The organism is Phycisphaerales bacterium (assembly GCA_029268515.1).
GTDB lineage: Bacteria > Planctomycetota > Phycisphaerae > Phycisphaerales > SM1A02 > JAQWNP01.
The window spans coordinates 396,535-410,999 of sequence record JAQWNP010000010.1 but is presented as its reverse complement, the minus strand read 5'-3'; the positions used below and the strand labels follow the sequence as shown (position 1 = coordinate 410,999).

9 protein-coding genes are annotated in these 14,465 nt (G+C 47.7%); 4 read left to right on the top strand and 5 right to left on the bottom strand.

Annotation, left to right across the window (positions count from 1 at the left end):
- Window positions 1-35: 35 nt before the first annotated feature.
- The 3 genes from P8J86_08120 to P8J86_08110 form a co-directional block, all read right to left on the bottom strand.
- Complete coding sequence (locus tag P8J86_08120) at window positions 36-857, bottom strand: hypothetical protein (GenBank protein ID MDG2054659.1); 822 nt, start codon at window positions 855-857, stop codon at window positions 36-38.
- Between the two features lie 108 nt (window positions 858-965).
- The gene (locus P8J86_08115) at window positions 966-2,636 is read right to left on the bottom strand and encodes an ATP-binding protein (protein MDG2054658.1); all 1,671 of its coding nucleotides are present in this window, start codon (window positions 2,634-2,636) and stop codon (window positions 966-968) included.
- 1 nt (window position 2,637) lies between these two features.
- The gene (locus P8J86_08110) at window positions 2,638-3,204 is read right to left on the bottom strand and encodes a heme NO-binding domain-containing protein (GenBank protein ID MDG2054657.1); all 567 of its coding nucleotides are present in this window, start codon (window positions 3,202-3,204) and stop codon (window positions 2,638-2,640) included.
- Window positions 3,205-3,544: 340 nt separating this feature from the next.
- On the opposite strand from P8J86_08110, the gene P8J86_08105 reads away from it, so the two are divergent.
- Entirely contained in the window at window positions 3,545-4,804 is a 1,260-nt protein-coding gene (locus P8J86_08105) for a hypothetical protein (GenBank protein ID MDG2054656.1), read from the top strand.
- Window positions 4,805-4,842: 38 nt separating this feature from the next.
- On the opposite strand, the gene P8J86_08100 is transcribed toward P8J86_08105, so the two are convergent.
- Together P8J86_08100 and P8J86_08095 are read right to left on the bottom strand one after the other, a co-directional pair.
- Window positions 4,843-7,617, bottom strand: coding sequence for a di-heme oxidoredictase family protein (locus P8J86_08100; GenBank protein MDG2054655.1), 2,775 nt, complete (start codon window positions 7,615-7,617; stop codon window positions 4,843-4,845).
- A gap of 325 nt (window positions 7,618-7,942) precedes the next feature.
- Window positions 7,943-10,858 (bottom strand): glycosyl hydrolase, encoded by a 2,916-nt coding sequence (locus P8J86_08095; protein MDG2054654.1) that lies wholly within the window; start codon window positions 10,856-10,858, stop codon window positions 7,943-7,945.
- Window positions 10,859-11,521: 663 nt separating this feature from the next.
- Between P8J86_08095 and P8J86_08090 the strand changes: the two genes are divergently transcribed.
- The 3 genes from P8J86_08090 (at window position 11,522) to P8J86_08080 (ending at window position 14,451) form a co-directional block, all read left to right on the top strand.
- Window positions 11,522-12,823 (top strand): MFS transporter, encoded by a 1,302-nt coding sequence (locus P8J86_08090; protein MDG2054653.1) that lies wholly within the window; start codon window positions 11,522-11,524, stop codon window positions 12,821-12,823.
- A 71-nt stretch (window positions 12,824-12,894) separates the two neighbouring features.
- Window positions 12,895-13,560, top strand: coding sequence for a MarC family NAAT transporter (locus P8J86_08085; protein ID MDG2054652.1), 666 nt, complete (start codon window positions 12,895-12,897; stop codon window positions 13,558-13,560).
- A gap of 48 nt (window positions 13,561-13,608) precedes the next feature.
- Window positions 13,609-14,451 carry an alpha/beta hydrolase gene (locus P8J86_08080; GenBank protein ID MDG2054651.1) on the top strand — a complete coding sequence of 281 codons (843 nt, stop codon included), beginning with the start codon at window positions 13,609-13,611 and terminating at the stop codon, window positions 14,449-14,451.
- Window positions 14,452-14,465 lie beyond the last annotated feature (14 nt).

The window sequence follows — 14,465 nt, the reverse complement described above, 5'->3', positions numbered from 1 at the left end:
TTTACGCGCCAGATTTCGCTATAACCGAGCAGGAGCTATCCAGCCGTCTTACCTGCTTCAGAATCAGTCTCAATTCGCTCACCTTCAACAGTGAGACGAGCTGGATGCCCAAACCAGGAATTTGATCCCTGGCCTCGATACTTCTCTTCTAAAACATGAACAACTTCACTCATGGTCTGATCAGCAGCTACCCATCCACCATCAATATCAGGAAAGTCATGCCGACAGTTGTCGCATTTGGCCTCTGAAGAAAAACGTATCGGACACCAAAATGATTCAACATTGCGGAGTATTTCAGTCGCAAATGACCATACGCCTGTCATCCAATCACAATAAAGGCACCAGATGAGATCATGCCCAACAAGACCACGAAACTTCTGTCGGGACACATTAACCCATTCTCTTTGCTTGTACTTTGGAAAACGCACAAGGACAACTAAAAGCGGGTAGAGAGTCAGTTCTGCGACTCGCGCGAGCCAAAAAATTGGCACGACTAAAGTGGTCACTATGAGAGCGGTGTAGTTACGGAACCAACCGACTTGCTTATTTATATACTTGTAGATTCGAGGACCTCGCCGAGCTTCAGGATGGGCCATCTCATGAAGAATAGTCCAACTCACTAAGGCACAGAACTGCGCAATGATGCCGGCAGCAATGCCTCTCCAGCCATCAAGAATTCCACCAACAATAATTGGCGAAACTGTAAACCACGTAATTGCAAGATCTAAGCCGGGAGCACAACACAGCGCTGTCGCGAATGCTTCAAGAGGCTTAAGACGGGCAATCAGGTGAAGAAGCCCTGCCGAAAGAAGAAGGGCTGCATAAGCAATAATCAGGATAAGAAGAAATGTACTCATGCCTGCCAGTGTAGCCGCCAGGTGCTCTTTATACTTGGAAGCCGATTTCAATTGAGGCGGAGCCAACCAGCTAAAACGACTTTTCATGCTAGCTGAACAAATTATTCGCTAAGCGAGCGTTTCTTTCAGCGCATCACTGAGTTCTGAAGGACCAAAAGGCTTCAGAATGATGTGTTCAGCTGCATCGGCCTTACCACCTTCTGACTCGGGGTCATAACCAGTCATATAGAGAACTGGAAATTGAGGGCTCCGCTGCCAAAGCAAATGAGCAAGATCACGCCCTCCAAGGTTGGGCATCACGAGGTCAGTTAGGACAATGTCGAACTCTGATGCATTTTGATCGAATATCTCTAATGCCTCTTCGGCATTACTTGCCGGAGTAACACACCACCCCACAGTCTCCAACATAGCCTGGACGGATTGGCGAACCAGCGCCTCGTCTTCAACCAATAAGACATGCCCCATTTCAATGGCTTTCGATTTTTGCACCGTTAACTTTGGATCATTCTGAACTGTAGCCATTTGAGGAAGATAAATAGTGAACTTTGTGCCCTCTCCAATTTTGCTTTGCACATCCAAAGCGCCCTTCGTGCGCTGAAGTATCCACCACACTGTTGATAAACCAAGCCCAGTGCCCTTACCAGGTTCTTTGGATGTAAAGAAAGGCTCGAAGATCTGATCTAATGTTTCTTCATCCATTCCACAGCCATAGTCCTCTACCTCGATGACCTGCCAGTGACCGGGTGGAATCAAGCCTGTTGTAGCTGTAGCGACCTCTTTGATCTCATGCCCATAATAGCGAACCGATATAACGCCTTTATCGCTCATGGCATCTCGAGCATTGAGGCATAAGTTAAGGAGAACCTGCTGCAACGATGCATCATCAGCCCAGGTACTACCTGCACCTGGCCGACGTTCAATCTGTAAATCTATCTGCTCACCGAGTAGTGGCTGAAGAATCTGGTCCAGTTCTTCGATTGCTTCGATAAGATTGACACAGCAAAATTGCAACGGCTGACCACGTCCAAACGTCAAGAGCCGCGAGGTGAGCTCAGTTGCTCTCTCACCAGCATCAAGTATATGTCTAATATGCATTGCTCTTGGATCGTCACTTTTGAGCCCTTCTAAAGCTAACGAACCAAAACCACGTACCGCTGTCAAGATATTATTAAAGTCATGTGCGATACCGCCTGCCAATTGACCAATCGCTTCCATTTTCTGTGCCTGGACAATTGTTTGCTCTAATTTTTCTCGCTCCTCTAGCTCACGCTGAAGCTGTTTATTTTGAGCTTCCAGTTTCCCCGTAAGATCGCGGAGCTGCTGTGTAAGGCGGCGAGATTCAACTAGCCCATTATTTCGAGCTTGAAGCAGAATCAACATATCGGCAATGCCTGCGTGCGGAGGGAAGTCGCTTAAATCCAAACTGTGATGTTGGAGTTCCTCTATATCTGTAATCCAAGGATGACCTAAGAAGTAGATCGTCGCTTCCCCACTATCTTTGCTGGTAAAGAACTGTCCACGTAGACGCAAACCAAGCCCAGATAAGAGGCTCAAGAGAAAGACATCACCACTTCGAGAAACAATCTGCTCAAAGTTGCTGAGTCCCTCTGGTCGCTCGACAGTCATTGAATCCGTCAGCAAAGAGCCGATTTTCATTTCAGGACAAAGGGAATGTAAACGCTCGCCTATGTGAACCAGGCACAGTTTCTCATCACATGCAAAGAAAAACGGAAAAGCTCGCCGTAATACATTGAGTTGATCCGATTCTTGACTGGGCATCTCAGGATTGATCTACTACGGCAGCGTGAAATTCCACATCAAAAACGTCATGGGCCTCTGAGCCCTCACCATCTCGACCTGATTCCACCTTGACACTGGTATCAAATCGCCGTCCCAATCCATGGAGCAATCCAACTACCAATGGGCCTAATCCTTGGCGACTTGAATAGTAGTGCAGTCGCAAGGAGTTCTCTGTCTGATCAGTAACTGAGAAAGATGGAGGCTCTAGATTTGGGAAAGTCAGCTTGACGCGAGCATGCATCTGATCGAGATTGGCCAGGAACTCTGGAAAAGACTGGCCGGCCGTTTGCATTAAGTGGCCATAATTTTCATCTGCGACATAGTCGACCCAATACTCCCCGAAGGCCTGCAGAACCTGCTCCGGCTCCAGCTCTAGCTCGACTGCAGCCGCCTCAACAAGCTTATATGTCACCTCGTCGCCATAATTATCCATTGCAATGAAGTCTTCATCATCAACGCCAGCGGCCTGGCGAATCCGCTGCCAAGCATCCGCTCCAAACTGATCGAGCACCAAACCTCGTACTGCTTTATTAATAAGACCGTACATCTGATTATCTCTTATAAGGCAACCACAAAGGAACAAACGAAACTACAGCCATCTCCTGCAATATAGCTCACTGGTGGGAACCATACCAAGCTGATCAGTACATTTTATGGTTCTTTGATACTCAGACAGCCCCTGCCTGCTCTCCAGTGGGTATCTACCAGAAATGAAGACGAGAGCTCACCGATAGATATGAAGTCCAATCAACTTCTCAACCAAGGCAGTAAGCGGAGATAAACCAATTCAAAAATCGAGAATGACTAAGTCACGCGCTGAATATAGTTCTCTTTGATCTGATTTGATTTAGATGCGTGCTGGTCAATCTGGCCGATGAGCTGCATACATGACAATTGCTTATGAGATTCTGCTGACAATCACCATCGTATGTTCTGGCTCTGGCTCTCATTTTGAAGTGAATAGCCGACTTGAGGCCCCACCTCGCTACTACCACGTGGTACCTCGTATACAACTGCCCGTGAACCAGCTCTTTGAGAATCTCTTCTATGAAGGAAACAATATTGTCATGCGCGGTGATCGTACATCGTCAGGCGACTTTTCTGATACTGGCGAAACTGTATCTCTCCGATGGCGCCATGTCGCCGCTTCATGTCGAGGCATATTTGTCCTTCGAGACTCTCTCTTCTCACAGCAAGATCACCCCTACCGGCATGAGTCCCACGCCCTGATGTTGCCCCCCAGTTGGATAACTGCAGCTGCAACCATCATTCAGGAGGGCGATTCTCTCCACCCGATGATCGTCTTTGAAATAGAAAATGACCATGGTTGGACCCAACTTCCATCAGCTGATGCTCTCTTTGGCAGCTTCCCCCGTAGTGATACGCTCTTTGGGCTGGCCACTTCATCCTTACGTCATGCCACCCCGGCTCTTGCGCGCCAGATCACGAATGCTCGAATAGCGTTGAGATCGTTGGCCAAAGATACACAGACACTGATCGATGCTTCGCACCTTGGCCCGGAAGTCATCATGCGTATCGGTGCCGAGAGAATTAGTCTCTCAGACTGCAAGTACTTTGGCCGAGAAGTTCGCCGAAAACACATCATCCCGATCTTTGTGGAGAATCCGAGTCTTAAGGAACAATCTGAGGGCAAGGGCCTCTTGCCACCCGGCAGATGGATTGACCCCAAAATTGCGAATAAAGCCACGCAGATTATCTACAGACGTCGCCTCAGAGATGGTGATCTTGCTATTGAGCGTTACGATTTGTCGTTACCCAGTGAACGCTTACGAGCAATTGATCTTCTCGAATCGCTCATACCAATAGGCGAAGATTTGTCCACAACCGTCTGGCTCTGGGTGACCGGCCCACTTGATGACAGCGGGAAATTATCAGGCCAGAACGCGATTCCATGGATTGCTGAATTCCGTGAAGAGCTCTCGCGTTCGATCGTAGACGGTCGGCGGATCGTACTGCTCAGCAAGCCATGTATTTCACTTCCATCTGGCTTACAAAGGAAAGCAGCATTTGAAGCTCAGGTTGATCTTTTTAAACAACAGCAACTGCCGCTGAGCATCAATCTCTCAACCCACGCCATTCTTCCTCTACTCGATCTGCAGCCCAATACAATCGCTGCCGGCCAATAACACAACAGAGCAAGAGTCATAACCTGGTGAGGCCCGTTTCATTCAGAACAGGTTGTGCCAAAAGCCACAAGAAATGCCCCGAAGTCAGTAATGTCAACAATACTGTCACCATTAAGATCGGCTGGTGATGAACCAACCGTCCCAAACTCCAGCAACAGAATTGAAAAATCGCCAATATCAACCACGCCGCTGCCATCGAAGTCTGATGGGCAAAGGGTCTCTTTATTATCAAAGATTGGATCAGCAAAGGGATATTCAAGATAGGCCAGTAACTGAGAACGTTCTGTGCTTGTCATTGCGATGAAAGAATCTCTGGAACTCTGACCTTCGCCACCGTGCCAAAGAATCGCCTCTGAAACAGACCGCGCTCGACCATCATGCAAGAAATTTGGTTGAGCACCACCTGAAAAAGGATCTGTGCAGGTCTCAGGTACACCCAGTACATGCTTTACATATCCCAGTGCCCATAAGGGTGGTGTACGCCATTCACTGCCAGATGCATCAAAGTGCGGTCGATTATCTGCAAGTCCCGGTCCCATATCATGCAATAACATGTCCGTAAATGCTTCTATTCGCTGGCCACGGAATCCGACAATAGGATAGTTCTGCGAAGTTTGAAGACTTGGTGTGTGACACGTGTGACAGTTTGCTCGCTTGAACAAATGCATACCAGCAATTGCATCTGGATCCTCAAAGTTCCGCCGCGGTGGAAGTGTCAGACCGCGAATATACGCTTCGACAAGACTGAGGTCACTTTGACTAATTTCCACACCACTGCCTTCGATATCATTGCACTGCTCATCATCATCACCGCAATCTGCTGTTGGAAAAATAGGTGAAGTCAGGCCAATATCATGATGAAAAGCTGCAGCGGTTTGCTGGAGAAGATTTGGTTGACTGGCTTTCCAGCCAAAACGACCGAGTTTCATTGAATCACTCATATGATCGTAGACCCAATTCGGTCGGCCTGAAATTCCATCGCCATCGTGATCAGTTTCGTCAACACGACTAAGAATGTCTTCCTCACTTACAGATTCCAACAAGCCGAGACCAGCAAGCATGGGCGGCATCCGTGGTGAGGCCTCTGCCATACCGCGGTATCCAGGTGTCCCATCAACATCGGGCACATTCTTACCAAGAGCACCAAAAGCCATTTCACTGAATCGATAGCTTGGTACTCGCAATGAATACGCTTCACCATCGGCAAATGCCCCTGACTGTTCGGTGTAGTCAACCCTTAGATTTCCTTCTGCTTGAGAACCTTCTACAGACTGTGTGTTGAATTGATGGCCATAATATGGATGAGCAACTGGCCCACCATTTTCATCGGCGCCAGGTATAGAGAGCTGCATCACAAGCGCTTGCAAATCCATACCTTGATTCGGTGTTGCCCCTTTGCCATCAAGCATGTGACATGAGATACAAGAAGCACTATTAAATTTAGGACCAATTTGACCAGTTTGAAATACAGGACTTTGATTCATCACAAAACCAATCGGGCCTGAACAACAATCAAAGTACGTAGGCAGATTAATTAAGTCGCCATTCATATGATCCGTTTCAAAACGAACCTTACCTGCCATAAACGCATTCAATTCCTCGATTTTTAGGCGTTGGGCATGTTGGGCAAAACCAAATCGAGGCGTGACAACCTCTGGAATTGATGCGTCGCCCGCCGCATAGGCTCGTGGATTACTGTATTTCCCAAACCGTCCTTGCCCGACGTGATAGTAAAAGAACTCGCTGTAATACTGACCAACAGGACTTTCAGCCGGCAGACCCAGAAATGTGTAGTCCCATTCGATAATCGCACCTGGCGTGAGATCCTCAACTGTCTTCGTAAAAATGTGACCATTGCGATCCATGTTGAGGTTGATGTTCGTAAGCGGCCTATCACACATTTCATCATATGGACCACTTTGAACGAAGTATTTGAAGTCTACACCTCCCACGCCTACCTCTGCATCAACTGTTGTGATGACATCTATTTTGTTGCCATAGTCAATGACCTTTACTTCATAAGTGCGAGCAACACTATAAAGGTCAACGTAATTATCAAAACGCCATTCATTGGGATGGCGATCACGAAAACGACCTGTTGTAACAGTTGTGATGGGATAGTCTGGAATAGCTTCCTCTGCTTCACCGAGTGTTCGAGTGAAACGTGTCGTATCCATTGGCTGCACACCGATCATCTGTTTGTAGTAATACTCAATTTGATCGCCTGCTGAAGCACCAGGAACAATTCCTGTCCATCGGCCAGGCTCATCTTCACCAAGTATGGCTGTTAACAACGGGCCGTTATTAAGTCTGTAACCAACTTCAACGTGATTTGTTGCAGGAATATTGCCAGACTCACCACCTGCCTCAAACGCCCACAGATAAGTTCCATTGAGCTCTTTTATTGATTGACGGAACCCTCGTGCCGGTGGAGGCGTCACGTCGGTCCAATCAAAGCTATAGCACTCGTCTGTTAACACAAATTGATGGTCAGGATAAACGTACTGCAGAGGATTCTGAAGTAAAAGAGAAAAAGCGATTTGATCACCTGGATTTGCTTGCGGCACATCTATTGACCACAAACCCGGCTCATTTTGAGTCATGGCATAGCCGCCGGCTCCAGGGGCACCCAAGAAAATGAGACATAGGATCACATCTGGATCAGTATGCACCTCATAGCGAAGGCCATTGCCATTGGGGCAGGCTGTCCCATAGTAGGCAGGCGTAGCAGCTTCTGTTGATTGCGTCAGACTTGCCGCGACAGCAATCGCTGCGCAGCAATACAGTGATGAGAAAACGCGAATTCCATACATACTCGATCAGTCCTTCTTCTTGAACTCATTCGGAACATATGTGCGTTCTCCTCGCACGATTTTAAAAAAAAGGCAACGCCTCTTTCACAACAAATTTTACGATTTGTAGACAACAGTCAACCCTCAAAATACAAAAAGATTTCATTCAGCTGTGTCTCACAATTCAGCGCGCTCAAAAAAATCGACTTATTTAGGCGCGCCTACGTTATTGGCTCTTTCGACCGCACTTCCTTGTGTCTTTCTTCACGATGTCATCCTCACAAATCCACTTTCAAATATGAATAGCGTTTCCTATTTAGTTGCCCACTCAAGTACCAATAACCAATCACTGGCAGACTGACCCGAAGCCAATGAGAAATATGGAAAAGTCGTTGATATCGACAATGAGATCGCCATTGAAGTCCGCTTGGTTCTCCCCTGTTTGCCCGAACGCAATAAGGAATATTGTAAAATCACTGATGTTGACCTGACTGTCGCCATTAAGATCACCCTGACACTGACAAACCACTTCTTGATCATTCAATGTTTGAATAGTCTGCGCAGCAATACAAGCCGTAAATCCATCCGAGAACACAACCTGCCTTTCCTCACTTGTTGGATTCCATGCCATGTATGTTCGCTGTCCACCATTCTCAAACACGGCATAGCTAGCAATGTCAGCAGTGACGTCAGAAACAACCTGCCCGAGGTGGTTCATGCTTGCCAACCACTGATAGGTGTGTGCTCGAGAATCACCAGGCTCTGGCGCATAGCTTTGATTCAAATCAAAGGCCTCAAGTGCTTCCTGACCACTGCTCATGGCCAGAAAACTCCACAAGATGTCTTGCCACACAGTTGGCTGGCCTGGATTTCGACTCAGCAAGTAGTTCCAGTTGTCTTGAATCATCTGCGGCCAATGCCCCAAATGTAGCGTTGCGGTTGTTACTGGCAAGATGTTGATGCCATGTATTTCCTCAACATTACCTGTCCACCAGGTGGCATAGTCGCCGCCGTTATTCCAAACAATCGAGATCATGGGATGAGGGAATGCAGTAGGAAATACCACGTTATCTACATCAAACCAGTATTGAGCAATTGCAGCGGCTTCACTTGCATAGAGATAAATACCAAGATCTCGAATCTCAGCCCGTCCCGTCGCCTGCCCCCAAAGCATCACGCCATATGCAAAATTGATCGCCTCTGAAGATGACTCTTGATTGTTTCCTGATGCAAAACCTTGGTGCCCAGATGCTAATGAGTAGCCAGCGTATGGATCAAAGTTACGAAGGTATGGGTAGCGATCATCGTCTCGCTCCCAGTTGGCTGCATCTTTGATAAGTAAATCAATCATGCCTCCCCACTGATTTGATGCGGCCCACTCCGGATCATGAATTGCAACGAAAGCAGCTGCAGTAATAAAGTAGCCGTAGTGAAAATGATGATCATTAAGCTCACCCGCGGAGCCATATGAAGATGGATAGCCGATCAATGTGCTCCATGTATCGTCACGAGCGAAGAATGTTTCATCTGTCCCACCTGATGATCCACCATTGCCCCCATCAAACTGAAGCCAATCAAGATTCCATACATCACCTGGATACCCTGTATCACAAACAACGTATAGATCATGAATACCGTCTAACTGCTCTAGCACCTCACTTCTCACAGCAATACTAAAGTCAGTCCATACATCCCAACCACCTGTATTGGCAATTGCTCCATTTCCAACAAGTGGTCCGTCAAATGAATCCAGCCGTAACTCCACCAATGCACTGCCACCGACACCAACACCAGAAGCAACCCGCAGTACTGCTCCAGGAGGATCAGTGACACCGAAATCAACGTCACTTATTTGAATCCAGTCACCATCGCCAAAACTGCATACCGCTTGTATTTCGTTTTGATCAGTACAGACTGCGACACCATTTGCTTGATCATAATTTTCAGCTTCGATTTTGCTGTACGCAGAAAGCTCGCCGTTCTCTACATCACCTGATGCGGAGCCAGCAGTGAGCCAATCTTCTAACTCTGTCTTCATCTGTTCTATAAGCTGCTCTTTTTCAACGTTCATCCCCACCTGCTCGGCCAAAGGCAGAAGCTGGGCCGCTCGCCCCAGTGCCTTGCCTAACCAGTATGTATCGGGCGCTGAAAATAACTCTGGCTCAGCAAATGCCTCTTGCAAGAATTGAGTGAGGCGCGAATCATCGACTGCTCCTGTTTCAGGAATCCAAGGCATCAGTCCTGCATATGGCAAAGCGACATCAAACGTTTTTGCTTTAACTAACTTCATAAGGCCGCGAGGTGAGGCATAGCTTATACCGAGCATGGGATGCGCGGTATGCAACCATTGATGTCGGAATAGTGCTGCCAAAGGTTCCGTTTGCTTTCCTTCTTTGACATTCACTTCCAATTCAAAGTGCGCATTGACTACGCCTGCCTGTTCGTCATAAGTCCAAGATGCTTGTGTGTCTTGGACCACGACATGAGCATGCTCCTTAAAGAGTGAGAGTGTCTTACTTGAAGCATCAGGAAGTGCTGCAATACTGAGATAACCTCGACCATCGAGTGCTGAACGCAGAACTGATGGCCCATCTTGTGTCCACTGGGATCCCGTTGGAGCAAATAATGCATAACGAGCACCAGCCACATCGAACACCACCGTACTCTGATCAATTATTAGGGTTCCCTGCACCTCATCGATCTCAACAATGATGTCACCACCGGCAATATCAAAGTAAACGTATGGGAGACCATGCCCAAAAGTCGCCTGCATTGAATGTTCATCATCAGACCACGACGCCGTGACTGACCAATCCCCTGCATGGGCGACTTCTACTTCTGATGCCAGCAGGCCTTCTACACCAACAGTGACTGCCGCATTGAAAGGCTGAAAATAGGCCACGTCACTAATACTAAAACCCTTTAAATGCGCTAGGCTAAGCCCTCCTTGCTGAGCTTTCAGTGCCAAAGGCAGTGGATACATGTTTTGCCCGGTCGAATTTCCCGCATACCTTTCCCAGATCAGTGAACTCCACCACTCATTCGTAGGAATTGCACCCTGGAATGTATCGCTGACGCGTGGCGTAACAACCTGCCCGTTGTTATTGCTTGGCCGCTCATATCCATCAGGAATGGTTGCGTAGTAAGAGCCCTTACCCACTTCCACCACTTCTTGAGTGAGCCCGCTATATGTAAAGCAAAGTAATGCTGCTGATGCCATCATTGCCGAACAACGCATGGACACTGAATAAGACCATTGCATATGGTGATATCTCCGAGTTAGCCCCCAAACTCTTTTGTGCTCAACCTAACCAAGTAGCCGCACATTCTATACAGGCCCCTACGCCCACCTCGCGTGGCTGGTTCCATTGAGATTCTGTTTACAATTTTTATTAGGAAGAAAAAGTACACAAACGTTTACTTATTTCTACAGGCGTATGAAATGAATGCTCTGATTCGAATCAGATACCTGACAAAAACACAGCCGCCGGCTTTTTAGCCGGCGGCTGCACTCTTCCTCTCTCGGGACTGGAGCCTCCGCCCCTTCAGATCTTTCTTCACTGTGTCATAGGATAACAGTGATGCACATCAAAGTAATAGTGTCTGACTGTGGATTTTTGATGTTCTTTTTTACGAACATGATTTTTATCACCCTCACGGCAATCTACTGTGCCATGTGGAAACAAAAATCCCCGCCTCAAACTCATCAATCAGTAAATAATACGGACTGGTATCGAGTTTGGATATGATACGCCAGGGCCATTGAACCGCAATTAATCAACTTCATTTATGATATTGGCATAAGTTGAGACGGCAATCATTATCATTTTCAAAGAAACAATCACATCTGGCCTCAGCCGATTTTTCCTTCGCATCTGTCTGATTCGGCCAAGGACACTACCTCAGTTGATGGTGAAACAGATCCTTGAATGATCTGAAGCAACAAATGCCGCCCTCACTGATTACGACTGAGCACTGCAGTCGACGCACCGCCAAGATGGGCTGGATCGCGTGGATAGCGGCAGCCTTCTTCGTGACCTATCAGATGGCATTTCAGTCGTCTTTAGCGGCTATGCAGGTTGATCTCAAGGCAGACCTCAACCTGGACACAAATGACCTGGGACTCATTTCGGCAGCTTTTTTTCTCTCATATGCTGCCATGCAGATCCCAGCAGGACTCATACTCGATCGCTTCAGGCCCGCATGCCTACTACCAGCGGCTGTTATTGCCACTGGCCTTTGTGGATTGCTCTTGGCGTTTGCCGAGGGACCTACGCTTGCGCTTGTTTCTCGTCTTCTGATGGGCGCTGCTGCCGCTTTCGCTTTCCCAGGCGCTGCAATTGTAGCGAGAGCTCGAATTGCACCTGCCTATCTCGCACTTGCGCTTGGCTTGACCGAAGGCTCTATTGGAACTGGCGCGATTATTGGCCAGACTGGTGTCACATCAGTCTTATCTTTTATCTCTTGGCGATGGGTGATCGCTCTTGCAGCGCTCATGTCATTTCCGCTGGCGGCATTTGTTTGGCTTACTGTCCGTCAAAAATGCGCTCCAACGCCTATTTGCCAACAGGAGGCTCAGAAGGCCGTTCCTTTCTCAACCGCGTTGAAACAAGTACTGAGACGAGGGCATGTTTGGCGCATGGGCTTAATTTACGCTTTACTGGCCGGCGTGGTCTTCGGCTTGGGAGGACTCTGGAATCTACCGCTTCAAGAAGCCTTTGGAAGAAACCAAACAGAGGCTGCTGAGTTAACCTCATGGATGTTTCTAGGCCTTGCTATTGGCTGCCCACTCTTCGGCCTACTTGCAGATCGCACTGGCTGGGGAAGATCCTTACTTCTCATCGGTTGCCTCAGTACGAGCGCCATTCTGTGGCCAATCATATTTGTATCAACACCATGGCCTTGGCTTCTTGTTGTTGGTTGCTTTTTTTGTTTGGGCTTATCGGTTTCAGCAAGTGGACTCACTTTTCCATTGGCTTGCACAGGTGTGAGTCCTCATCTAGCGGGCACAACAGTTGCAGTAGTAAACTGCCTTGGTCTCCTTGGGGCCGCGATCTTCTTGTATTTACCTGGATCAATCATTGCATTGACTGATTCTCACGAACTCAATGCACTTCAGACTGCACTTTCGGGTTATTTCATAGCTGCGGTCATTGCCTCTTTTATTGCCCTGATTGTTTTGGTGAGGGCCATTAGAAGACGGACCAGAGGCCTACCAGTGACATAGTCTACGAAGCCCACACCACCGCTATTCATAATTGCTGCGGGGCAAAGACCAAAACTGCCGATGGACTTGAAGTGTTTACCGATGAATTCATTGCTCTTCTTGTAGCGCTCCTGGTCATCACTGACCCATTAGGAAATGTCGGTGTGTTCCTCTCAATCACCGAGGGGACTTCGAAAAAAGTACGCCGAGAGCAGGCCCTCAAGGGGAACCTATATGCGTGCGTTCTTTTGCTTATCTTCCTTTGGGCCGGACCGTGGATTCTGAGCTTCTTTGGCATCACACTCAATGCCCTCAACCTCGGTGGCGGCCTTATTGTTGGCTCTATTGGCTGGGGATTATTGCAAGCCAAACAGCATCGAAAAGCATCGGTTCGAGAAGAAGAAGAGAGTCGTGAGAGCCAAGACATCTCATTTTGCCCATTGGCGATTCCACTCATTGCCGGGCCAGGTGCGATCGCTGTTGTTATTACTGCTGGCGAGCACGCTAGAAATCATGGTTGGGCCGTGTGGACCGCGGCAACCCTCGCGACATTTGCTTCCATTCTTATTACCTGGATTCCGCTTCACTATGCCGGACATATGCTCAAAATCTTTGGTGAGGTTGGAATGAACGCTGTAACAAAAATAATGGGCTTCTTGCTCGTATGCATTGCAGCACAAATGATTATCACAGGCGTGCTTGGCGTCTTACAGCAAGATGCACCAGAGTCTTCCACGAAAGCAACAGAACCCCTCTAAAATACTGATGCCTTTAGGTTGTCTGTTTTTAAGATATCTTCTTAAGACATGTCATATTCATCATCACAATTTGTGACCAGTGATGGCGCAGAAATCAATTTGCTCATTGCTGGCGACGGCCCCCCAATACTATTGATTCCCGGCTGGTCACAAACAGCTGCGATGTTCAAACATCAAATTGAAGGCCTGTCTACTAGATATCGCGTTTTTGCGATGGATCTGCGCGGACATGGTGACTCTTCAAATATTGAAACGGGTTATTCCATTGATCGGCTGACACTTGATACACGAGAAATTATTGAGTCATTTGACCTTCACGACCTCACGCTCTTAGGGCATTCAATGGGAAACCAAATTCTGTGGAATTACTGGCGTAGGTATGGCGCAGATCGACTCCGCGGATGTGTGATTGCAGAACAACCCGCGAGCCTGATCTATTCACCATCATGGTCTAAAGAGGAGATATTAAACGCTGGTGCACTGTTTACGAATGAAGAGCTTAAAGAGACTTGCCAAAATCTGAAGTCCGATCAAGCCAAAGAAGTGACGCGAGCAATGCTCACAAATATGATCGACAGCAACATTTCAAATGATGAATTCAATTGGATCGTAGACGAGAATCTAAAGTTACCTCGCCATCTTGCCTCGGAATATCTCTGGAATTGTGCGCCCGGCGATTGGCGCCCAGTTATTCGAACGATCGATCTTCCGACACTTATTTTTAGTGGCCGCGGCAGCTTGGTGCCATGGCAGAGTCAAGAGTGGACACAAAAAAAAATAGCTGGATCACAACTCAATATCTTTGAGCCCGATGACGGTGGCTGCCATTTTATGTTTCTAGCTAATCCAGATCGTTTCAATGAAGCAGTGCTTAACTTTTTAGACCATTAAGACGAGCACCACTG